The 22981-nt window shown below is 61.0% G+C and carries 21 protein-coding genes; 8 read left to right on the top strand and 13 right to left on the bottom strand.

The window, feature by feature from the left end; all coding sequences use genetic code 11:
- Positions 1-49: 49 nt before the first annotated feature.
- The gene (locus Tal182_RS15600) at positions 50-526 is read right to left on the bottom strand and encodes a VOC family protein (RefSeq protein ID WP_064803763.1); all 477 of its coding nucleotides are present in this window, start codon (positions 524-526) and stop codon (positions 50-52) included.
- Positions 527-717: 191 nt separating this feature from the next.
- Between Tal182_RS15600 and Tal182_RS15605 the strand changes: the two genes are divergently transcribed.
- Positions 718-3195 (top strand): UvrD-helicase domain-containing protein, encoded by a 2478-nt coding sequence (locus Tal182_RS15605; protein WP_085860025.1) that lies wholly within the window; start codon positions 718-720, stop codon positions 3193-3195.
- A 27-nt stretch (positions 3196-3222) separates the two neighbouring features.
- On the opposite strand, the gene Tal182_RS15610 is transcribed toward Tal182_RS15605, so the two are convergent.
- The gene (locus Tal182_RS15610; protein WP_064810806.1) at positions 3223-3570 is read right to left on the bottom strand and encodes a hypothetical protein; all 348 of its coding nucleotides are present in this window, start codon (positions 3568-3570) and stop codon (positions 3223-3225) included.
- Between the two features lie 364 nt (positions 3571-3934).
- Here Tal182_RS15610 and pncA point away from each other — a divergent pair, with 364 nt between their 5' ends.
- Positions 3935-4561 (top strand): bifunctional nicotinamidase/pyrazinamidase, encoded by a 627-nt coding sequence (gene pncA, locus Tal182_RS15615; RefSeq protein ID WP_064806245.1) that lies wholly within the window; start codon positions 3935-3937, stop codon positions 4559-4561.
- Between the two features lie 15 nt (positions 4562-4576).
- On the opposite strand, the gene Tal182_RS15620 is transcribed toward pncA, so the two are convergent.
- Complete coding sequence (locus tag Tal182_RS15620; RefSeq protein WP_064810807.1) at positions 4577-6169, bottom strand: hypothetical protein; 1593 nt, start codon at positions 6167-6169, stop codon at positions 4577-4579.
- A gap of 82 nt (positions 6170-6251) precedes the next feature.
- Entirely contained in the window at positions 6252-6503 is a 252-nt protein-coding gene (locus Tal182_RS15625; protein WP_085860963.1) for a DUF2164 domain-containing protein, read from the bottom strand.
- A gap of 131 nt (positions 6504-6634) precedes the next feature.
- Here Tal182_RS15625 and Tal182_RS15630 point away from each other — a divergent pair, with 131 nt between their 5' ends.
- Positions 6635-7366 carry an AzlC family ABC transporter permease gene (locus tag Tal182_RS15630; RefSeq protein WP_064803772.1) on the top strand — a complete coding sequence of 244 codons (732 nt, stop codon included), beginning with the start codon at positions 6635-6637 and terminating at the stop codon, positions 7364-7366.
- Positions 7367-7369: 3 nt separating this feature from the next.
- Positions 7370-7678, top strand: coding sequence for an AzlD family protein (locus tag Tal182_RS15635; RefSeq protein WP_064803774.1), 309 nt, complete (start codon positions 7370-7372; stop codon positions 7676-7678).
- 65 nt (positions 7679-7743) lie between these two features.
- Here Tal182_RS15635 and Tal182_RS15640 read toward each other — a convergent pair whose 3' ends face one another.
- On the bottom strand, positions 7744-9579 hold the full coding sequence (locus Tal182_RS15640; protein ID WP_085860026.1) for an aminopeptidase P family protein: 1836 nt from the start codon (positions 9577-9579) through the stop codon (positions 7744-7746).
- Between the two features lie 249 nt (positions 9580-9828).
- Between Tal182_RS15640 and Tal182_RS31760 the strand changes: the two genes are divergently transcribed.
- Positions 9829-10032, top strand: a complete 204-nt coding sequence (locus Tal182_RS31760; protein WP_064810809.1) for a hypothetical protein — start codon at positions 9829-9831, stop codon at positions 10030-10032.
- 398 nt (positions 10033-10430) lie between these two features.
- On the opposite strand, the gene Tal182_RS15650 is transcribed toward Tal182_RS31760, so the two are convergent.
- Together Tal182_RS15650 and Tal182_RS15655 are read right to left on the bottom strand one after the other, a co-directional pair.
- Complete coding sequence (locus tag Tal182_RS15650) at positions 10431-11309, bottom strand: 50S ribosomal protein L11 methyltransferase (protein WP_064803782.1); 879 nt, start codon at positions 11307-11309, stop codon at positions 10431-10433.
- 68 nt (positions 11310-11377) lie between these two features.
- Entirely contained in the window at positions 11378-11980 is a 603-nt protein-coding gene (locus Tal182_RS15655; protein WP_064810812.1) for an SCO family protein, read from the bottom strand.
- A 380-nt stretch (positions 11981-12360) separates the two neighbouring features.
- Between Tal182_RS15655 and Tal182_RS15660 the strand changes: the two genes are divergently transcribed.
- Together Tal182_RS15660 and Tal182_RS15665 are read left to right on the top strand one after the other, a co-directional pair.
- On the top strand, positions 12361-14325 hold the full coding sequence (locus Tal182_RS15660; RefSeq protein ID WP_085860028.1) for a HAMP domain-containing methyl-accepting chemotaxis protein: 1965 nt from the start codon (positions 12361-12363) through the stop codon (positions 14323-14325).
- A gap of 2 nt (positions 14326-14327) precedes the next feature.
- The gene (locus tag Tal182_RS15665; RefSeq protein WP_004668786.1) at positions 14328-14795 is read left to right on the top strand and encodes a chemotaxis protein CheW; all 468 of its coding nucleotides are present in this window, start codon (positions 14328-14330) and stop codon (positions 14793-14795) included.
- Between the two features lie 290 nt (positions 14796-15085).
- Here Tal182_RS15665 and Tal182_RS15670 read toward each other — a convergent pair whose 3' ends face one another.
- Together Tal182_RS15670 and Tal182_RS15675 are read right to left on the bottom strand one after the other, a co-directional pair.
- Positions 15086-15577, bottom strand: a complete 492-nt coding sequence (locus Tal182_RS15670; RefSeq protein WP_064806246.1) for a CreA family protein — start codon at positions 15575-15577, stop codon at positions 15086-15088.
- A gap of 78 nt (positions 15578-15655) precedes the next feature.
- Positions 15656-16246 carry a 3'-5' exonuclease gene (locus Tal182_RS15675; RefSeq protein WP_064810814.1) on the bottom strand — a complete coding sequence of 197 codons (591 nt, stop codon included), beginning with the start codon at positions 16244-16246 and terminating at the stop codon, positions 15656-15658.
- Between the two features lie 272 nt (positions 16247-16518).
- Here Tal182_RS15675 and Tal182_RS15680 point away from each other — a divergent pair, with 272 nt between their 5' ends.
- On the top strand, positions 16519-17055 hold the full coding sequence (locus tag Tal182_RS15680) for a GNAT family N-acetyltransferase (RefSeq protein WP_085860029.1): 537 nt from the start codon (positions 16519-16521) through the stop codon (positions 17053-17055).
- A gap of 155 nt (positions 17056-17210) precedes the next feature.
- Here the strand turns inward: Tal182_RS15680 and ligA are convergent, their stop codons facing one another.
- The 4 genes from ligA to Tal182_RS15700 form a co-directional block, all read right to left on the bottom strand.
- Positions 17211-19367: an NAD-dependent DNA ligase LigA gene (ligA, locus tag Tal182_RS15685; protein ID WP_085860030.1), complete on the bottom strand. Its 2157-nt coding sequence runs from the start codon at positions 19365-19367 to the stop codon at positions 17211-17213.
- Positions 19368-19476: 109 nt separating this feature from the next.
- Positions 19477-20004 carry a DUF6886 family protein gene (locus Tal182_RS15690; RefSeq protein ID WP_085860031.1) on the bottom strand — a complete coding sequence of 176 codons (528 nt, stop codon included), beginning with the start codon at positions 20002-20004 and terminating at the stop codon, positions 19477-19479.
- Between the two features lie 265 nt (positions 20005-20269).
- Positions 20270-21943, bottom strand: a complete 1674-nt coding sequence (gene recN / locus Tal182_RS15695) for a DNA repair protein RecN (protein WP_085860032.1) — start codon at positions 21941-21943, stop codon at positions 20270-20272.
- Between the two features lie 5 nt (positions 21944-21948).
- On the bottom strand, positions 21949-22818 hold the full coding sequence (locus Tal182_RS15700; protein WP_170965882.1) for an outer membrane protein assembly factor BamD: 870 nt from the start codon (positions 22816-22818) through the stop codon (positions 21949-21951).
- Positions 22819-22981 lie beyond the last annotated feature (163 nt).

The following is a 22981-nucleotide window of genomic DNA, read 5'->3' on the forward strand; positions in this document are numbered from 1 at the left end:
GGCGAACGTCGCCACGCGCCCGGTATGTTCCTATCATACGCTGGCACTTTTAGCCGTTGAATGCCTTCTCCAGCGCAGCCACATCGATCTTGACCATGCCGAGCATGACTTCGGTGACGCGCCTTGCCCGCTCGCGATCTTCGTCGGCGATCATCTCGGAGAGAGCGCGCGGGACGATCTGCCAGGAAAGCCCCCAGCGGTCCTTCAGCCAGCCGCAGGCCTCCGGCGTGCCGCCATTGGCGAGGAAGGCATCCCATATCCGATCGATCTCCGCCTGGCTCTCCAGCAGGATCGCGATCGAAAAGGAATGATTGAAGCTGTCGAGCGGACCGGCCTTCATCGCCAGGAAGGCCTGGTCGCCAAGCGTGAACTCGATCAGCTCGACGCTGCCGGGAGGACCGCTCGGCGTTTCCGCCGGAAGTACGGTGGTGCGGCCGATCCTGGAATCCGGAATGATCGACACGTAGAATTCGACGGCTTCGCGTGCCTGCTCCGCGAACCAGAGATTTGAAATGACCTTGGGCATGGACAGCCTCCTTAGTTGGCGAGTATCCCGGACTTCTGTACGATGCTTCGAGGACGTCTGGTCGCCGCCCGTTCCGACAGGCTGCAATCGGAATTTTTTCGCCGCCCACACCGCTGCAATAGCGGTGATTCCAGAATGAAAGCAGAACATCTTTTCTGGTCTTTCCTTCCCGAATCACTACATTACGCGCCATGAGCAATAGTTTCGACGATATTCCCTTCTTCGACGAAGAGCCGGGCGAAGTGGCGCGCAAGCCGCAGCCGTCTGTCGCAACTGCCGGAAGGCCAGCCGCCGGCGGCGGCATCGCCGCACGCGCCATGGCGGCCCGTGACGGCGGCAAGCGGCCGGATTATCTCGCCGGATTGAACCCGGAACAGACCGAAGCCGTCGAAACGCTGGAAGGCCCCGTCCTCGTGCTCGCCGGCGCCGGCACCGGAAAGACGCGCGTGCTGACGACCCGCATCGCCCATATCCTCAATACCGGCCGCGCCTTCCCGTCGCAGATCCTCGCCGTCACCTTTACCAACAAGGCCGCGCGCGAGATGAAGGAGCGCATCGCCCTGCTCGTCGGCGGCGCCGTCGAAGGCATGCCCTGGCTCGGCACCTTCCACTCGATCGGCGTCAAGCTCCTGCGCCGCCATGGCGAGCTCGTCGGCCTGAGCTCCGGTTTCACCATTCTCGACACCGACGACGTCGTGCGCCTGATCAAGCAGCTGATCCAGGCCGAAGGCCTCGACGACAAGCGCTGGCCGGCCAAGCAATTCGCCGGCATGATCGACACCTGGAAGAACAAGGGCCTCGGCCCCGCCGATATCCCCGAGGGTGATGCCCGCGCCTTTGCCAATGGCCGCGGCCGCGAACTCTATTTCGCCTATCAGGCGCGCCTGACGACGCTGAACGCCTGCGATTTCGGCGACCTGCTGATGCATCCGATCACGATCTTCCGCAAGAACCCGGATCTCCTGAAGGAATATCACGGCCGCTTCCGTTATATCCTCGTCGACGAATATCAGGATACCAACACCGCCCAATATATGTGGCTGAGGCTGCTGGCCCAGCGCGCCAAGGGCGAGCCGCAGAATGTCTGCTGCGTCGGTGACGACGACCAGTCGATCTATGGCTGGCGCGGCGCGGAGGTCGACAATATCCTGCGCTTCGAGAAGGATTTCCCCGGCGCCAAAGTCATCAAGCTGGAGCGCAACTACCGTTCGACCGAACATATCCTCGGCGCGGCCGCCCACCTGATCGCCCACAATGAAGGCCGCCTGGGCAAGACGCTATTCACCGACCGCGCCGATCCCGACGACGTCAAGGTGCAGGTTCACGCGTCCTGGGACTCCGAGGAGGAAGCCCGCGCCATCGGCGAGGAGATCGAGCAACTCCAGCGCAGCAAGCATCTGCTGAATGACATGGCGATCCTCGTGCGCGCCTCCTTCCAGATGCGCGAATTCGAAGATCGCTTCGTCACCCTTGGCCTTAACTACCGCGTCATCGGTGGCCCGCGCTTCTATGAGCGCCTCGAAATCCGCGATGCCATGGCCTATTTTCGGCTCGTCGCACAACCGGCCGACGATCTCGCCTTCGAACGCATCATCAACACGCCGAAGCGCGGCCTCGGCGATACGACGGTGCGCGCGCTACATGATTATGCCCGCGCCCGCGACGTCCCGATGCTGGCGGCCGCCGCCGACATCATCGAGACGGACGAGTTGAAGCCGAAGGCGCGCAAAGCCCTCTTCGACGTGATTCAATCTTTCCGCCGATGGCAGGAACTGCTTGAAAACACACCGCATACCGAACTTGCCGAGCAGATCCTCGAAGAGTCCGGCTATACCGACATGTGGAAGAACGACAAGAGCGCGGAAGCCCCGGGCCGTCTCGAAAACCTCAAGGAACTGATCCGCTCGATGGAAAGCTTCGAGTCGATGCGCGGCTTTCTCGAACACGTCTCCCTTGTGATGGATGCCGAGACCAACGAGAACCTCGACGCCGTCTCGATCATGACGCTGCATTCTGCCAAGGGCCTGGAATTCGACACCGTCTTCCTGCCCGGCTGGGAGGAAGGCCTGTTCCCGCATCAGCGCTCGCTCGATGAAAGCGGCCGCGCCGGCCTGGAGGAGGAACGCCGCCTCGCCTATGTCGGCATCACCCGCGCCAAACGCCGCTGCCACATCTGGTTCGTCTCCAACCGCCGCATTCACGGTCTCTGGCAATCGACCCTGCCCTCGCGTTTCCTGGACGAACTGCCGGAGAGCCATGTCGAGGTCGCCGAGATGGAGCAGAGCTACGGCGGTTACGGCCGCGGCGGCTACGGCCAGTCCCGCTTCGACAAGGCCGAACCCTTCGCCAATTCCTATTCGACCCCCGGCTGGAAGCGCGCCCAGGCCAACAAGACCGATGCCACCCGCGACAATTGGGGCACCCGCTCCGGCCACGCCGTCGAACGCATCGGTTACGGCGAAAGCGGCCCGAAAGGGCGCATGATCGACGGCGAACTGGTGGCGAAGTCCACGTCCACGGAGCCGTCGCGCTTCACCCTCGGCGACCGCGTATTCCACATGAAGTTCGGCAACGGCAACATCACCGGCATTGAAGGCAACAAGCTGACGATCGATTTCGATCGCGCCGGACAGAAGCGGGTGCTGGACGGGTTCGTCGAGCGCGTGTGATTTTGCGGTGATACCGCGTGGGAGCCCTTATCCGAACATCCGCATACTGCTGAGCCCGAGAATATCGTTCAGCAGGGCGATCCCCATTCCGACGGCGACGATCGACAGCCCGATCAGGAACAGTCGCCGATCCCGGTCATATTTTGCGGCGAGTAGGGAGTCGCGCGCGAGCAGATCTGCAAACACCTTCACCTGAATGGCGATACCGACAATCAGGAACGACATCGGCAGCAGATCGACGCGGCTCCAGTCATTGGGATTGGACACCCAGAGACTGATGAAATTGAGGGAGAAACCAAGAATGATCCCGGTCGCCGTCAGCGACCCGTTGCGGAACGTCGCATCGATCTTTTCATCTGCTTGAGGCTCGGACATGGCTTCAATCTCGATTTGCTGATGAGCCAAGAAAGGCAGAAATCGCGGCGGCGGGCAAGGTCGAGCGGACGCGGCCGCCGAAGAAGGCGCTGCAGCGGCTGGGCCGGTAAACCGATGACGGCTGACACCGGGTAAATGAGACTCTGCCGGGGCGATCCGCACTGTAAAACCTCCGCCTTCCCGCCGTTTCGAGAGGAGAGTCGCCGCAATCAATATCCATGGTTGTATTAGCGCATGCTTTTTCGACCAATCACTACCGCAGGTACGAGAATTAACACTTGCGCACCCGTGCTGGGAAATCCACTAGTGGTGTGTTCGGTGCATTTGGTATTTGCATTGTAATAACGCGAAGGGATTGGCCTTGATGAAAGCGCTGCTGCTCGTCGATATCCAGAACGGCTTCTGTCCGGGCGGCAATCTGCCGGTGCCGGACGGCGACAAGGTGGTTCCCGTCGCAAACCGGCTGATCGACAGCGGTAGATACGATCTGATCGTCGCCTCGCAGGACTGGCATCCGCCGGGCCACGGCAGCTTCGCCTCCGCCCATCCGGGTGCCCGCCCCTTCGAGATGGGCGAATTGTCCGGCAAGCCACAGATGATGTGGCCCGACCACTGTATCCAGGGTACGCTCGACGCCGAACTGCATCCGGAACTGAGGTCCGAAGAGATCGACCTAATCCAGCAGAAGGGCGAGGATCCCAGGATCGACAGCTATTCGGCGTTCCGCGACAATGACCGTGATGCCTCGACCGGTCTTTCCAATTTCCTCCGGGAACAGGGTGTCACCGATCTCGACGTCTGCGGGCTGGCGACCGATTACTGCGTCAAGTTCTCGGCGCTCGACGCGCTCGAGATGATGCCGGGCGTGCGCGTACGCTTCATCGAGGACGCAAGCCGCGGCATCACGCCCGAAGGTGTTGCCATCGCCATTGACGAGATGAAGGCGCATGGCATTGCTGTGATCAAAAGCGCAGATGCCTTGCGCCAATGAGCTTGCGATCACCGACTACTTCAACAGATAGACATCGAATGTCTCATCGCTGCCGGCAACGGGGCCGAAGCGCTTGACGAGAGTCGTCTCGCTCCGGAATGCGGAAATGTTCTCTGGCGTCAGGGATAGCAGCCAATTGTAACTTTCGCGCAATGCGACCGGCGCGGTAATCCGGTCAAGCCGCTGTGAGAGAAGAATGACGACGGGGGCATGCTCGCTCTGCTGCAGTTGCCGCGCCGTCTGCAGAATGTCGGCAAGGCTGAGCGAAAGCCGCGCATTGCGGGTATAGTGCACGATGGCACCGAACCGCTCCTCCCTTAGAAGGTAGGTGCGATTGGAAACGTAATAGGGCAAGGCTTCCACGAGATAGTCGGGATCAGCCACGATGATCGCATCCTTGAGATCAGGACGAGATTGAATGAACGAGCCGAGATCCCGGGCTCGGCTGAGCGGCATGTCGGTGAAAAGGAACCGATGGACCTTCTCGATGCCGGACGCGACCTGCAACGCGAGCAATATCATGAAGCACAGACGCCCGATCTTCACGACGACGCCGGCAGCTTCGGTGCCGGCAACATCGGCGAGGCCCGGCCGAGGCGGCAGGGTCAAAGCGGTGACTGCGATCATGAAGACCAGCCACAGTGCCTGATGCCTGTAGCTACCTGGATAGACGAGCGTAAAAAGCAGGGAAAGCCCGAGGAGAACGAGTGCTGCTGCGAACATCGCCGGTCGTCGGTTCGCCAGCCCCAACAGGCTGCCATAGATGAGCACGGCCATAAGCGACGCGAATATCCGGGCGAACAATGGATCGGCCAAGACCAGTGCAACGATCCGATCGGGGTAGAACGCCATGAAGTAGGAATTGGTGGCGACAAGCGCCGAAAGGACAAGCAAAGCGAAATTCTTGCCCGCAAGATCGTTCTGCCCCGCATCATTGAAAGTCGGATAGACCGTCATGACGCAGAGAACAATGCCGATGGCGGCAATGGCAGCAGCTGTCACAAAGGCCCGATATGCGCTCAGAGGGGGTCTTGGCCGCGCCAGAACCAGATCGAAAAACCAATAGGCGAGGAAACCTCCGACGAGCACCACCGAATGGACGTTGGTATTGGCCAGCAAGGCGAACAGCAGGCCGAGCAATATCCCATTGCGTAGGCCTTTCTCCCAATTCAGGACGATAAGGAAGACCACCAGCATGCTGATGCCGTAATTTCGCGACATCGCGGCATAATCGAAAATCGAAAAGCTGCTGAACAGCGACAGCAGCATGATGGGAAGGGGCAATTTCAGCCGGAAAACGAGAAGATATGCCGCGGCCGCCGCAATCGTCAGTGCGGCGATTTTCAGGACAACAGGTGAGCCGACCATGATATAGGCGGCGCGCAGCAGGATATACCAGAGAGCAGGATGCCCCTCACCATGCAACTGGCGAAGCATAGCGGCGAAATTGTCCCCCTGAAGAGCCAGCGACAATGCGCGAACCTCATCACGCCATACCGTTTCGGACCAGCAAAGCGCAGACGCCAGCGCAAGCCAGACGAGAAACAGCATCGCCTTGCCGAGCCTGGCGGATCGAGGTTCATCAATAACAGAGACAATCAGGGCCAAATGACACCAACCTGGTGAAGGAAAGCGCCGATCGTATCGCCGCAGACATAATTTGGCGTTAAGTAGGCCTGCCGCCTGATTTTCAGACGCTGGATTTCTGCTCTCTCTCAAGAAGATGAATATCTTCGGCCACGTCTTCCATTCTCTTCAATAGGGCAGCCTGAGCATCTCTCAGCCCCTGATTGTAGAAGTACGGGCCAATCTCCTCGGTGAAAAAGTCGAGCAGGAATTCGGCCGGCAGGGTGCCGATGGGATCCAGTTCCCGGTCGAAATAAGCGCGGATGCGCGAAACGATCTCAGCCTTTTCTTCCCTGGAAAATCCGATCTTCTGCATGCCTGCCTCTCCGACAAATGCAATCACCATGTTGATGCTTCAGGGAAATCGATTGGTCAATCAACGAAATTCAATTGCCGCGGAAGACCATAGCCCATAAGGGAAATCTGAATTTCCAACAGGACACCCACATGAATCGCGCCGACTTTGTTGAAGGTTTGCGGGGCGGCTCGGCCGTTGCGCTGGCATCGGCGCCCTTCGGCGCGCTGTTCGGAGCGCTCGCGGTTGAAAACGGCATGTCGCTTTCGGAGGCCGCCTTCATGAGCGCCACGGTCTATGCCGGTGCCAGCCAGATGGTCGGCATCGAACTCTTCGGCCACAAGGTCCATGCCTGGCTGATCGTGCTGTCGATCCTCGCCGTCAATTTCCGCCACGTGCTCTATTCGGCGGCCTTAGCGCGCTACATCGGCCATTTCACCTCGGCGCAGAAATTCTTCACCTTTTTCCTGCTCGTCGATCCGCAATTTGCCGCGGCGGTCAAGCGCGGCGAAGCCGGCAAACCGCTCACCTTCGCCTGGTATCTCGGCTTCGGAATCGTCATCTACATTCCCTGGGTGCTGATCAGCATCGCCGGCGGCATGCTCGGCGGCTTCATCGGCGATCCCAAGGCGATCGGCCTCGATATCCTGCTGCCGGCCTATTTCCTCGGCATCGTGCTCGGCTTCCGCAAGCGCGACAATTTCCTGCCGGTGGCGCTCGTCAGCGCGGTGGCATCAGTGCTCGCCTATCGCTATGTCGGCTCGCCCTGGCATGTCAGCCTGGGTGCGGCCGCCGGCATCGTGCTGGCTGCCCTGCTGCCGCTGCCGCGCGAGGTGCCGGATCTCGAAGCCGACGCCCTTCAATCCGAAGTGCACGAGGTCTGAGCCATGGAATTCGATCTCCACATGGCGCTCGTCATCCTCGCTGCGGCGGTCGCCACCTTCGCCACCCGCATCGGCGGCTACATCCTCATCACCCGAATGAAGAGCATTCCCCCGCGCGTGGAAGCGGCGCTGAATGCCGTGCCGGCCGCCGTGTTGACGACTCTTGTCGCACCAGCCTTCTTCATCGGCGGCTGGGAATCGAAACTGGCGCTGATCGTCGCCCTCTTCGTCGGCCTGCGCATTTCCCATACATGGATGCTGGTTGCGGCCTGGGTGGTCGTGATGGCATGGCGTTATACGATCGGCGCTTGAGCCCTGCCCTACGCCTGAAAGATGCGCGGCCTCGCAGACCGAAGCAGTGCTCCGCCGCCTCTTGTCTAATATTCGAGCGGCAGCGTCGCGTTTTCGAGCCACGCCCTGACGTCGTGGTCGTGGATGAGCGGCATCAGCGCCTCGCATGTGCGGCGGTGATAATCGTTGAACCAATGCAGCTCATCATGGGTGAGAAGCTCGGGAATGACGAGGCTGCGGTCGATCGGGCAGAAGGTCAGCGTCTCGAAGCCGAGCATCGGCATGTCGCCGCCTTCGATCTCCTCGGCGCCGCGCACATAGATCAGGTTCTCGATACGGATGCCGAAGCTCCCCGGCCGATAATAGCCGGGCTCGTTCGAAAGGATCATGCCGGGCAGCAGCTCCTGTGTCGAAAGCCTGGAGATGCGCTGCGGTCCCTCATGCACCGAGAGATAGGAGCCGACTCCATGGCCTGTGCCGTGGGCAAAATCGGCGCCTGCCCGCCACAGTGCGATGCGCGCCAGCGGATCGAGGTCGCAGCCGCGTGTACCCTTCGGGAAACGTGCGGTGCTGATCTGGATCATTCCCTTGAGCACCATCGTGAAGAAACGGCGATGCTCCTCTGAAACCGTGCCGATCCCGACCGTGCGGGTAATATCGGTCGTGCCGTTGATGTATTGCGCGCCGGAATCAATCAGGAAGAGTTCGCCCGCCTCGATCATCCGGTTGGTCTCGGTGGTGACGCGGTAATGCATGATCGCCGCATGTTCGCCGGCGCCCGAGATCGTATCGAAGGAAATGTCCTTCAGCGGGTTCTGCATGCTCTGGCCGACACGGGCGCGCACCGCCTCCAGATGTTCGGCGGCGGCGATCTCGCTTACGCTGCCCGGTTTCTCCTGCGACAGCCAATAAAGGAACTCCACCATCGCGGCTCCATCCTGCAGATGTGCAGCGGCCGAGCCGTTGATTTCGACGTCGTTTTTCACCGCGCGCGGCAGCTTGGCGGGATCGGCGCCCTCCACCACTTCACCGCCAGCCCGGCGGATGATCTCCGCCAGTGCATGAGAGGCGATATCAGCATCGATCAGCACGCGGCCGCCATCCCTGGAAACGACAGCAAGCCTCTCTTCGAGCGCCGAAGGCGGCAGCTGCGTGCAGATCTGCCCGAGATAGGCCTCGGGCTCGATGCCTGTCTTGCGCTTGTCGAGGAAGAGTTCGGACCGCCGGTCGGCATGGATGATGGCGCGCGCCAGCGGATGCGGCGTGTGCGGCACGTCGGCGCCGCGGATATTGAAGATCCAGGCAACCGACGAGGGATCGGCGATCAGCACCGCAGCGAGGTTTTTCTTCGAAAGATCGGCTGATATCGTCGCAATCTTATCCTTCGCCAGCACGCCGGCTTGGGCGACATTCTGGATGGTGACGGCGCCGAGCGGCTCGGCCGGCCGATCGCTCCATAACCGGTCGAGCGGATTGTACGGCAGGAACACCAATCTCCCGCCGATCTCAGCGAGCGCCCTTTCCAGGCGCCGTACCTCCGCACCCGCGTGCAGCCAGGGGTCGATGCCGAGCCTCAGCCCCTTGCCTCCGTTTGCGGCTAGCCAGATATGGGGGGGCTCGTTGACCAGATCGCCGCCCGAGAACACCGAGCCGTCGACCTGTTCGGCGAGTTGCGTCACATAGCGCCCGTCGACGAAGACGATCGCCTGTGTCCGCAGGATCAGCGCGATACCCGCCGAACCGGTGAAGCCCGTCAGCCATGCCAGGCGCTCGGAGCAAGCCGGAACATATTCTCCGTTGAACTCGTCGGCGCGGGGTACGAGGAAGGCGTCGATGCCGAGCGAATCGAAAGTGGCGCGCAACGCCGAAACCCGTTCCTTGCCGAACTGTGGCGTGGAGGTGACCTCGAAAGACTGGAACATGCTGGAAATCCGAATGGTTGAAACGAATCCGGTTAATGGGATGCGAGCCATGTTAGCGAAATTTCAATCGATAGGGAGAAAAAGCGACGAAATGAGTCGAAGTCACTGCGAACGCTCGGCATTTTGACAGAACTGTGACGCCAGAAGTTAATTTGGCACGCTTTATGCATTAGCCGCATGGCTCCCATGAGGAAAACCCTCTGCCTCCGCATTTCAGAATAGCTATATAGGCGCCATCGAACGGTTCGCATGAACCCAGCAACCAAAGGATTTTTTGAAATGACCGCCTCTCTCTCGCGCTTCGCATACAGCAGCCCGGTACAGGCTGGCGAACGCCAGACCGTGCGTCACGTGATCGGCGCCCGCCGCCCGCAGAACGAGGACAGCCTCAAGCTGCTCGGTGCCGGCCAGCGCGTCACGCGCCACCAGGGCGCCCCCAGCTACGCGTTCTAAGCTTAAAGCCTGTCCGTCTCCTCCCTCCCGGACCGGCCCATTGGAATGCAGTAGAGCCCGCTCGAGCGCTCCTCCTCCTTAGAGCTCGCGGGCATTGACCGGATAGACCGGTCCAAGGCGGTGCCACTGGCACCGCCTTTTTTGTTTGAGCGCCCGAAAGCGGTTCCTTTTCGATGGAGCGCAAACCTCTCCGCTCGCTCATTCCTGTGTTCGTCACAGAAATCCAGTGCGCCCAAGTCGTTGGGCGCGGACGACTCTCTCCAAAATATGATGAGTCATTCACCGCGCGGACGTGCGGTGGCTGGATTCCTGTGACAGGTAAAGGAATGAGGTAGAAGGCGGAAAGCCGGCGCCCTGAGCAAGCGTGCAGCAGGCCGAGCACTCACCTAATGCAGAACTCAAGGCCGATCAAAATGGATCGTCACCCAGCCGTTCCGCCAGATCGTCCTGACGTGCCGGAGCCTCGCACCGCTATAGGCGGCGATCACCTTCCATCGCTGCGCTGCCAGAATCCCCGACAGAATCACCGAACCACCCGGCGCAAGATGGGCGGCAAGCTGCGGCGCCATTCGGATCAGCGGCCGGGCGAGGATGTTGGCGATGATGAGGTCAAAGGGACCATGCTCGGAAAAAGCAGTCGAGTGAAAACCTGGCGCGGTTCTGGTGACGATGCCCGAGGCGATGCCGTTGCGGCGAACGTTTTCGGCCGCCACCCGCGTCGCGATCGGGTCGATGTCGGTGGCGAGCACCGGCATGTTCTTGAGCTTGCGCACCGCAATCGCCAGCACACCGCTGCCGGTGCCGAGATCGAGCGCGTTGCGGACGCGGCGGGATCGCACCACACGATCGATCACTTCGAGGCAGCCGGCGGTCGTGCCGTGATGGCCGGTGCCGAAGGCTTGGCCGGCATCGATCTCGATTGCGATATCGCCGGGGCGGACCTTGTCGCGGTCATGCGAGCCGTGTACCAGAAATCGCCCCGCCCTGACGGGCTTCAGTCCTTCCAGGGATTTTACTACCCAGTCGACGTCGGGGATGACCTCCCGCAGCAACTGAGCATCGGGAAAGGCGTTTTTCAGCGCCGTCTCGACGCGGGAGCGTACCTGCGCCTCGTCCTCGGCCATCATGTAGACGGAGGCTTCCCAGATATCCCTCTTCTCGTCGACCTCGGTGGTGCCGATGGCAAAGTCTTCCTCGCCGAAGACTTCGGTGAGGAGATCGAGGATTTGTTCGGCCTGACTTTCGGTCGTCGACACGTAAAGGCGGATTTCACTCACGATAGGCGGTCTTTCCCGTTTCCGTTGCCCGCCATCGGTCGAGTCAACGCTCCATCACGCTGAAACCATCACCCTTTGCTGACGAGATTCTCCAGCTTCTTTACCGCCGTGTCCGGGTTTTCGCCATAGGCGATCGTTCCGGAAAACCGTCCGGCCGAATCGAGCAGGAAAACCGAGGCGGTATGATCCATCGTATAGTCGCCATTCGGATCCTTCTCATCGACAGGCACCTTCTTGGCATAGACGCGAAACCCCTTGATGACGTCGGCGATCTTCTCGGGCGGGCCTGAAATGCCGGTGATACGCTTAGACACGTTGGAGACGTACGCGTTCATGATTTCGGGCGTGTCGCGCTCAGGATCGACGGTCACGAAATAGGCCTGCAGCTTGGTTCCGTCCGGATCAACCTTCTCCAGCCAGCCGTTCAGCTCGAACAACGTCGTCGGGCAAACTTCGGGGCAATGGGTGAAGCCGAAGAAAAGCGCTGTCGGCTTGCCGCGCAGCGCCTGCTCTGTGATCGGCTGTCCGCTCTGTGAGATTAGGGTGAATGGCACGCCGAACGGCGCCTCCGACACGACATCGGAAGACTTGTTAGGATAGAGCGTGATTGCGCCGAGAACACCGGCAACGATCAGCACGGCGACCCAGATGACGATACGGAATGTCTTCATTTCTTGAACCTCGATCGCGACGCGCTTGCGCGTTCCGCGTGATTATAGTCTCGGCCCCATACGCGCAATTCAAGAATGTGTTTTCTGACCCGTGATTAATTGTCCCACCGGCTAAGGCCGCCCGCAATGGGAGATCCACCGATCGGCATCGGGAATGGAACTAAAAATGTTGTTCCTTCAACAACTTGCCGCGAATGCCTACCAGCAGCCTGAAGATAAACATCGTTAGGAAAGACTTAAGCCGTCATATCTATATTCAGCAATGCGTGCGGCCCGATCGAGCCGTTCTGACATGAAGTCTGCCGAGTGGCGAAAACCCCGGACGTCCGCATGAGGGTAGGAAAACATAAACCCGAGCGGTTTGTGGAGGGGTCTTTTTTATGACGAATTCATCAGTGCGCGGGAGCCTGTCGGTCAGCCAGAGGCTCTGGACGCTCGGTGGCGCAGCCTTCCTTGGTTTCGGAACGATGCTCGGCGTCGGCTGGTACGAAAACATGCGTGTCGACGCCGCCCTGTACCGTGCCGGCGAGATTCAGGCGAACGTCAATCACATCGATGCCATGCGGGTTGCGAATCTGACGATGGTCCTGGCCGCCATGGACATCATCGTCGACAAGGACGACAAGGTGGTCGAGCCTGCGCGCCTCAAGCTGATCGGCGATTCACTGACTGCCCTTTCCGGCGGTTCGAAGGAAATGCGCCTTCTTGCCGACGAGATGCGTGACGATGGCTTGTTGAAGAGTTACGACTCCGATGTCGCCGCAATAGGCAAGGCAATCCAGGTCGATCTCGTCGCCCTTGTTCAGCAGGGAGCGCCCGATGCCGAGTTCGACAAGATCGACGACGCGATCGACGGTGCCGGCGAAGAGCTGACTGCAACACTCGACAAACTCGCCGCTGACGGAACCGTCTTCGCCCAGCAGCATGTCGAACTTGCCAATGCCGTATCGCGGGAAGCCCTCATCCTGCAGGTCGGCCTGGGCATCTTGGCCATCCTTACCATGGCTGTCCTGCAATATATTCATGGGGGTTCGATCCGGCGTGGCATCGGCGCCGTGCGCGAAAGCATGCAGCGCATCATGAACGGCGACCTGATCAGCGACGTTCCGGAAAAGAACCGCGGCGATGAGATCGGCGAAATGGCCCGCGCCGCCGACGGCTTTCGTCTTGCCGCCATCGAAAAGCGCGACCTCGAAACCAAGAGCCAAACCGAGAGACAGCGCAGCGACGCCGAACATCGGGAGCGTGAAGCGGCAAAACTCGCCGATGCCGAGGCGCTGAACGCCGCCGTCACCGCCCTTGGCCACGGCCTTACCCGTCTGTCGGAAGGCGATGTCACCGTTACGATCGATCAGCCTTTCCGCGAGGAACTGGAACGCCTGCGCCGCGATTTCAACCAGACGACGGCGACATTGCGCAAGGCGATGAGCGACATCGCGGTGAACAGCAGCTCGATCGAGGCAAACAGCCGCCAGATGCGCGCCGCCGCCGACGATCTCGCCAAGCGCACCGAGCAGCAGGCCGCCTCGCTGGAGGAGACCTCAGCCGCTCTCGATCAGATCACCGCCACCGTCCGCAACGCCACCAGCCGCGCCGAAGAAGTCGGCCACATGGTCTCGCACACCCGGCAGAATACCGCCAAGTCCGACATCGTCGTCGGCGATGCAATGGCCGCAATGCAGCGAATCGAAGGCGCTTCCCGCGAGATCGGCAAGATCATCAACGTCATCGACGAAATCGCCTTCCAGACGAACCTCCTGGCGCTCAACGCCGGTGTCGAGGCAGCGCGCGCCGGCGAGGCTGGCAAGGGCTTCGCCGTCGTCGCCCAGGAAGTGCGCGAACTCGCCGGCCGTGCTGCGGGTGCTGCCAAGGATATCAAGGCCTTGATCGGAAAATCCGGCGAGGAAGTGAAGATCGGCGGCGAACTGGTGACAGCCGCCGGTGAAGCGCTTCGCCAGATCGGTGAAGATGTTCTGCGCATCGACGAACATGTTAAATCAATCGTAACCTCTGCGCGCGAACAATCGGTTGGATTGAACGAAATCAATACTTCGATCAGCCAGATGGATCAGGTCACGCAGAAGAACGCGGCCATGGTGGAAGAGACGAATGCCGCAAGCCATACGCTCGCCATCGACGCGGAAAACCTGACGCAGCTGGTCAAGCAGTTCAAAACCGGCGAGGGCATGAGCGCCCGGCAAACGCCGCGAGAGGCAACCGCCGCCTCGCATTCGAGACCTTCTCCCGCACGCAGCCTGATCGGCAAGGTCGCGGGCGCATTCAACGGCGGTTCCGCCGCCAAAGCCATCGCCGCTCCCGCCGGGGACAACTGGGAAGAATTCTGATCATGAACAACAACGCCATCAAGCAATCGGGCGCCTATCTCGAAATCGTTTCGTTCCATCTGGGCGACCAGGAATTCTGCATCGACATCATGGCCATCCGCGAAATCCGCGGTTGGGCGCCGGTGACGCCGATGCCGCATACCCCGCCCTACGTTCTCGGCCTTATCAACCTGCGCGGCGCGGTGATCCCGGTCATCGACATGGCCTGCCGCCTCGGCATGAAGATGACCGAGCCTTCCGAGCGCTCGGCGATCATCGTCACCGATATCGCCGGCAAGCTGGTCGGCCTGCTGGTCGAGCAGGTTTCCGACATGATGACCATCAAGAGCGAAGACCTGCAGCCGCCGCCGGAAATCATCCCGGAAGCCCAGCGCGCCTTCTGCCGCGGCATCGTCGCGCTTGAGAAAACCATGGTCTGCTTCCTGAACCTCGATACCGTCATTGCCGACGAGCTGAATCAGGCGGCTTGATATTCACCATAGTGATGTTGAAAGGCCCGGTTTGTCCGGGCCTTTGGTTTTATACGGCGCGCGAGCAGGCATAGTCAGATTGTATTACAAGCCCCTCCCCAACCCTCCCCACAAGGGGGAGGGACTAAACCGAAAGCCCAGCCTCGCTCCTCCCGAAACGCCGAAGATGTGGAAAGCGAGTGCGACAGGTTAAGCCTCCCTCCCCTTGTGGGGGTCCGGAGGACGGGTCGAGACCCGTGGCTCGACCCCGGACGGGTTTGGGGCGGGGTCTTTTATGATGAAAACCCCACCTACGGCTTCCCATTCTTCCAAGTCACGCTCTGCCCATAGAGCGGAATGGTCGAGATCGACATCTTCGCCGAACCATCGGTCAACTCGCGCGAATGGGCGAGATAGATCAGCGTGTCGTTGGTCTTGTCGTAGATGCGGTTGACAACCAACGTCTTCCAGATCAGCGACATCCCCTGGCGAAACACTTCGCTGCCGTCCTTGGAGAGGTCGATATCGCCGATCTCGATCGGCCCGGTCTGGCGGCAGGCGATGGAATTGTTGGACGGATCCTCGAACCAGTTGCCGTTCTTGAACCGGTCGATCAGGCTGCGATCGAAATAGGTGACGTGGCAGGTGACACCCTTGACCTCGGGATCGGAGAGTGCCTCGACGATGATGTCGTTGCCGATCCAGTCGACCCCGACCTTGCCGACGACTTCGGCCGAGGCGGCGCCCGTTGAAATGGCAACGAAGGAAAATGCGGCGAGAAAAAACATGCGCAGCTTGGACATGGCGGCTCCCTGGATGATCCGCATTCTAGATAAGCATGCCCCCAGGCTTTGCAAGAAAGCGCCGCTGCAGGATCAGATTCAGCCCTTCCGGCAGGTGCAGGGCGCGTAGCCCTTCGCCGTCAGGCGCCCAGGCGTCATGCCGATCAGCGCCGGGATCGCTTCCACGGCTTTCGCCTTGACCGCCTTCGCCATCTCGATCGCCGCTGCCGCACAGATCGCGGCATCCTCGGCGGCGTTGTGGTGCATGAAACGCAGACCAAGATGGTCGGCGATCAGGTTCAGCCGATGCGAGAGGAAATGCGGCCAGATCCGCTGCGCCATTTTCAGGCTGCAGAGATAGGTGAGTTCCGGATAGGATTGCCGGTAGAGATCGAGGCTCGCCCGCCAGACGCTAAAATCGAAGGCCGCGTTGTGCGCGATCATCGTCGCGCCGCTGATATCATCGTAGAACTCGTCCATCACCTCGGGGAATTCCGGCGCATCCTCGACATGCTCCGGCCGGATACCATGGATCGCGATGTTCATCCCAGAAAACCGCATCTCGCGCGGCCGGATCAGCCGCTCCTCGACGCGCGTCACCCGCCCCTCCTCGATCCAGGCAAGGCCGACCGAGCAAGCGCTGCCGCGCTGCTCGTTGGCCGTCTCGAAATCGATGGCGATGGTCGTCAAAGACAAATATCCGAATCGTCTACCGCTACCGGCATAATCATAGCGGAAGGCGAAGGCAAATTTCGGCCTGTTGACATCTGCACGCGGATGGGGAAACTCCGCGCATGATCAACTCTGTGGCCCTTACCATCCACCATATCGCCTCGACCTTTCCAGGGTACGCGGGAGCGATGGTGCGTCACTAGCCGTCCGATCATCCCGAAAACCCTGCCGAGGCGAGCAGGGTTTTCGAAAATCCTGCTCTCCTCCCTGAAACCGAAGGAGAGCATCTCATGTCAGAAAACAAAGAGAATGAACCCCGCGACCGAGCGCGCCTGCCGGACGGCGTCGTCGTGCGCGCCGTACGTCTTTCCGATGCTGAAGAGATCACCGATCTTATCAACTTACCGGGCTACCGGGCCGGCACCCTGCGGCCGCCCTACCAGCGGATTGAAGACGTTCGCAAGAACATGGAAAGCCCCTCGCCCGGCGCGCTCAACCTCGTCGTCACCCTGAAAGGCAAGATCGTCGGCAATTGCGGCCTCAACCGCCTTAGCGGCCGTCGCCAACACGTCGCCAGCCTCGGTATGGGCGTCCATGACGACTTCACCGGTCGCGGTTTCGGCCGCATCCTGCTTGGCGCGATGGTCGATGCCGCCGACGACTGGCTCGACATCAAGCGGCTCGAACTGACCGTCTATACCGACAATGAGGCTGCGATCGGCCTCTACGAGAAGTTCGGCTTCGAAAAGGAAGGGCTTCTGCGCTCATTCGGCTACCGCGCCGGCCAATATGTCGACGCCTATACGATGGCGCGGCTGAGGAGCTGAAATAAAGGCCGATCGACACCGACCTTGAACCGCCAAGGAGGGCCTGCCAAACGCTCCTTTACCATCCTGGCCTTGTGCCGAGGACCTGCTGTGTATCGATCGCTGCAGGTGCTTGGGACACGGCCGGGATGGCGCCGCAGAACCCCCAAAGCTCCCTACCCGCCAATCAGCGCCAGCCACTCGTCTTCGTCCATCGTCTGGACGCCGAGTTCGCGGGCCTTGTCGAGCTTCGAGCCGGCGCCAGGGCCGGCGACGACGATATCGGTTTTTTTCGACACCGAGCCCGCTACCTTGGCGCCGAGACCTTCGGCCCTCGCCTTCGCCTCGTCGCGGGTGAATTTTTCGAGCGAACCGGTGAAGACCACCGTCTTGCCGGCGACGGGGCTGCCTGACGTGACCGGCTGTTCGGCCTCCGCGGGAGTCACCTCCTCGAGCAGGCGGCCGATCACCTCGATATTGCGCGGCTCCTTATAAAACTCGACCATGGCGCGCGCCACGACCTCGCCGATGCCCTCGATGGCGTTGAGATCGTTCCAGGCATCGCCGGAAAGCGTTGCCGCCTCCTTCATCGCGGTCGCAAAAGCCTCATAGGAGCCGTAGGAGCGCGCCAACAGCTTCGCCGTGGTCTCGCCGACATGGCGGATGCCGAGCGCATAGATGAAGCGATGGAGCGCGATGCTGCGCCGCTCGTTGATCGCCACATAGAGCTTGCCGACGCTGACCTTGCCGAAGCCGTCGATATTTTCCAGCTTGGTGAGCGAGGATTGCTGGCGCTTCTCCAGCGTGAAAATCTCAGGCGCCGTGCGGATCTGCAGCGACGGATCCTCGTTTTCAAAGAAGAAGTCGATCTGCTTCGAACCGAGCCCCTCGATATCGAAGGCGTTGCGCGAAACGAAATGCTTCAGATGCTCCGTCGCCTGCGCCCGGCAGATAAAGCCGCCGGTGCAGCGGCGCACCGAATCCATCTTGCCGGTTTTCTCGTTCACCTCGCGCACGGCATGCGAACCGCAGACCGGGCAGGTCTTTGGGAATTCATAAGGCTTCACCTCGGCGAGGCGCTTCTCCATTACGACATCGAGGATCTGTGGAATGACATCGCCGGCGCGCTGGACGATGACGGTATCGCCCTCGCGGATATCGTGCTCCTCCGACCGAATACGCTCACCGCTATTGCCAATGCCCTTGATGTAATCCTCATTATGCAGCGTCGCATTGGTGACAACGACGCCGCCGACCGTGATCGGTTTCAGCCGCGCCACCGGCGTCAGCGCCCCGGTGCGGCCGACCTGGATCTCGATCTTCTCGATCTCGGTAAAGGCCTGCTCGGCCGGGAATTTATGCGCCGTCGCCCAGCGCGGCGAACGCGAGCGGAAGCCGAGGCGCTGCTGCAGTTCCAGGCTGTCGACCTTATAGACCACGCCGTCGATATCGTAATCGAGATCCGGGCGTTTGAGGCCGATCTCGTCATAATGCGCCAGGATGTCGGCAACCGAATTCAGCCGCTTCATCAGCGGATTGACCGGAAAGCCCCAGTCCTTGAAGGTCTGCACCATGGCGAATTGCGTGTCGGCCGGCATGTCCGACATCTCGCCCCAGGCATAGGCGAAGAATTTCAGCTTGCGGCTCGCCGTGACCTTGGCGTCGAGCTGGCGCAGCGATCCGGCCGCCGTGTTGCGCGGATTGACATAGGTCTGCTTACCCTCCGCCTCCATCTGCCGGTTCAGCGCCAGGAAATCGCTCTTGGCCATATAGACCTCGCCGCGGATTTCCACGACTGCGGGAACGCCCTTCGGCAATTGGTTGGGTATTTCGGCGATCGTCCGGATATTGGCGGTGACGTTTTCGCCCGTGGTGCCGTCGCCGCGCGTGGCGGCCGTCGTCAGCCTGCCGTTCTCGTAGCGGATCGACATCGAAAGTCCGTCGATCTTCGGTTCGGCGGTAAAGGCGATCGACTGGTCCGGCAGCCGGCCGAGGAAGCGATAGACGCTGGCGACGAAATCCTGCACGTCCTCCTGCGAAAAGGTGTTGTCGAGTGACAGCATCGGCCGCGCGTGAACGACGGGCGAGAAAGTGACCGAAGGCGCAGCACCGACCCGCCGAGACGGGCTGTCCTCACGGATCAGCTCGGGAAAACGCGCTTCCAGCGCATCGTTGCGGCGCTTCAGCGCATCGTAATCCGCGTCCGAGATTTCCGGCTGGTCCTTGCCGTGATAGAGCGCATCGTGATGCGCGATCTCTTTCGCCAGCCGCTCGAGCTCGGCAGCGGCCTCTTCGATCGTCAACGTGTCGACGGCGGAACCTTCGGTGGACATGGAACATCACTCCAGAGAATCTGGCCAGAAATCTGCATTGTTTTTAGAGCAAAATCGCCGGATGAAAAGGGAGGCTGCGTATGCCGCATTGCGAAGATTGACAACTGCCCTATTCCCAATCCCGCGCGTTGCGCAGCCGGATGCCGCTGACATGAAGGCCGGTGGTCCAGAGGCTCGTCAGCGGCCGCAAACTGTCGACCACCCGCAGATCGACGGCGCGGGGCGCGAACTCCTGGTCGGGGCGTGAGATGGAAGTCCGCTCGATGGGAACGACGCGTCCGCGGGCCACCCACATGCCAGCATCGCCGATATCCTCGAAATCCTCAACCGGCATCTCATAGCGGTGGATCGTTTGCGCTTCGAGCCTTTCCAACCACCGACGCTCGATGAAGGCCGCTGCCCGCGCGTTGCCGAGCCATTGCCGGCGCTCGGCTTCGGACGTCTCGGATGTTGTCCATATCAGGATGCGCGGGCAGTCTCGGGGAAAGAGATACATGAAATCGTGGTCGGCATCGATCGCCCAGACGAGCGGACCATTCAACCATTCCATGCCCGTCGGGCGGACCGAGGGAATACGAACCGGGCGCGGCTCGAATGCTGCGATATCAGGATCATCACTGAAATGAAAAAGGCGCATGGCAACAGATCGCCGCTGATCGGAATGACGCGCCTAGCGCGAAGCGGAATGTTTGTCACCGCGTCGCGCAGTGAATGACTCTCTTTGCTGAAAAAAGGGCTCCCCGTGCCGCCCAAGGCTTGGGCACCCTGCATCCCTGTGTGACGAGCACGGAGAGGAGGGAGATAGAGGTCGGCATTCGCGCTAGATTTCATCGCTGAAAGCAAAAGCGCTAATCGCAACAGCGGCAGCTCGAAACCGGACTCACTATCGTCGGCCGAAGCGGTCAGCCGTTGCCTGCCAGCAGCCGCTTCGCCGCCGCCCTCGCCTCTTCCGTTACCGAAGCACCGGCCAGCATGCGGGCGATCTCTTCGGTGCGATCCTTGTGCGCCATCGTCGCCACGCGTGTGGCGATTTTTTCCGATCCATCGGCCACCGGTCCCTTGGAAATCAACAGATGCGTTGCCGCCCGCGCCGCGACCTGCGGCGCATGCGTGACCGACAGCACCTGAACCCGCTCGGACAGCCGCTTCAGCCGCTGGCCGATCGCATCGGCCACCGCGCCGCCGACGCCGGTGTCGATTTCATCGAAGACGAGCGTCGGGGCCGAGCCGCGATCGGCGAGCGCCACCTTCAGCGCCAGCAGGAAACGCGACAGTTCGCCGCCCGAGGCGACCTTCATGATCGAGCCGGGGCGCGTGCCGGGATTGGTCTGGACATTGAACTCGACGACGTCGATGCCTTCAGGCAGCGCCTCCCGCGCATCCGTGGTGATCTCGACCATGAAACGCGCGCGTTCGAGCTTCAGCGCCGGCAGTTCGGCCATTACGACGGCAGCCAGCGCAGTGCCGGCTTGATGGCGCTTGTCGGAAACCGAGCGCGCCGCCGAATCGTAATTCTCTCGCGCCAGACCGACCTCCGCTTCGAGCCGCGCAAGCCGCTCCTCGCCCGCATCGAGGTCGGCGAGATCGGCGATCATGCGCACCGCCAGCGCCGGCAGTTCGGCGACGGGCACGGAATATTTGCGTGACGCGGCTCTGAGCGCGAAAAGCCGCTCTTCCACCCGCTCCAGTTCCCTCGGATCGTATTCGGTCTTGCGCAGCGCTGCCTCAACTTCCATCTGCGCATTGGAAAGCTGGTCGAGCGCGGCATCGAGCAGCGTCACCGTCTCTTCGAGCAGCCCGGGCGCTTCATGGCTCTTGCGCTCCAGCCTGCGCACCAGCGAGGCGATATGCGGCACCGGCGAGGCATTACCGTTGAGGAATTCGGAGGCTTCGGCGATGTCGCCGGCGATTCGCTCCGCCTTCATCATTCTCTGCCTGCTTTCGGCGAGTTCATCCTCCTCGCCGTCCTGCGGCGAGAGTTTCTCGAGCTCTGTCACGGAGGAACGCAGATAGTCGGCCTCGCGCGCCGCACTTTCCACCTTCTCACGATGCTTTTTCAGCGTCCGCTCGCTGTCGCGCCAAAGACGGTACAAACGGGAGACCTCCGCAACCTCATCGGTAAGGCCGGCAAAGGCATCGAGCAGGTTGCGGTGGGCATTGGTGTCGACAAGAGCGCGATCATCGTGCTGACCGTGGATCTCGACCAGCATCTGGCCGGCCTGGCGCATCAGTTGCACACTCACCGGCTGGTCATTGACATAGGCCTTGGTGCGCCCATCGGCTGATTGCTGACGGCGGAAGATCAGGTCGCCCTCGTCGTCGATGCCGTTTTCACGCAGGAGCACGCGCGCCCCGTGGTCCATGCCGACATCGAACACTGCCGTCACTTGGCCCTTGTCTTCGCCATGGCGCACCAGACCGCCGTCACCGCGCCCACCGAGCGCCAGCGACAAACTGTCGAGCAGGATGGATTTGCCCGCTCCCGTCTCCCCCGTCAGCACGGAAAGGCCGGTCTCGAAGGCAAGATCCAGCCGCTCGATCAGGACGATATCGCGGATCGAAAGCTGGATCAGCATGGGATTTAGGAACCGAGCAGGAGTTTCTTGCCTGCCGCCGCGATCCAGGAGCCCTTGTTCTCACGCGGCTCTGCGCCACCTGTCTGCAGCAGCTTGTAGGAATCGGCGTACCACTGGCTGTCCGGATAGTTGTGACCAAGAACGGCTGCGGCGGTCTGCGCCTCGTCGACGATACCCATGGCGTAATAAGCCTCGACGAGACGGGCCAAGGCCTCTTCGATCTGGTTCGTGTTCGGATATTTCTCGACGACGATGCGGAAGCGCGAGATTGCGGCGAGATATTCCTTCCGCTCCATATAGTAGCGGCCGATCTGCATTTCCTTGCCGGCGAGCTGATCCCGGGCATAACGGATCTTCGCCTGGGCGTCGTCGACATATTCGGAGTTCGGATAATTGTCGATCACAGCCTGCATCGCCTCGATCGTCTTGGCCGAGGCGCGCTGGTCCTGGGTCACGTCGACGATCTGTTTGGAATAGGTGAGACCGATGAGATACTGCACATAGGCAGCGTCCTGGGACTTCGGATATTGCGACATGTACCGATTGCCCGAGGCAAGCGCATCATCGAGCTTGCCCTGGCGGTATTTGACAAAGGTGCTCATGACAAGCGCCTTGCGCGCCCATTCGGAGAATGGGTTCTCGCGATCGATCGCATCGAACTTGCGCGCCGCTTCCGCCATGTTGCCCGCCTTCATATTGGCAAGGCCCTGGGTGTAGAGCACGTCAGGCGGATCGGTTTCGAGGCCAAGCTTGGTGATGTCGATATCGGGATCCGACTGGCAGCCGGAGATCGAGGCGCCTGCGCTAAGCACCAGAAGCGATGCGAACAAAGCGCGCGCTGTCTTCATCATACCTTCAGATCCTGCATAAGCCATTCAAAAGAACCCCACTGCCGCCGCTCGCTCCACGACAGCCACGCCTCGCTGGCGTTTCTAGCCACAAATGTGCATCAAGAGCAACGCAATGATAAGGCATTAACGCATTTTTGTGGCAGCCGCCGCCGGATTGGCCGGCTTTTCCTCTTCTCTCCAACCTGTG

This window comes from Rhizobium sp. TAL182 (assembly GCF_002117725.1).
GTDB lineage: Bacteria > Pseudomonadota > Alphaproteobacteria > Rhizobiales > Rhizobiaceae > Rhizobium > Rhizobium esperanzae.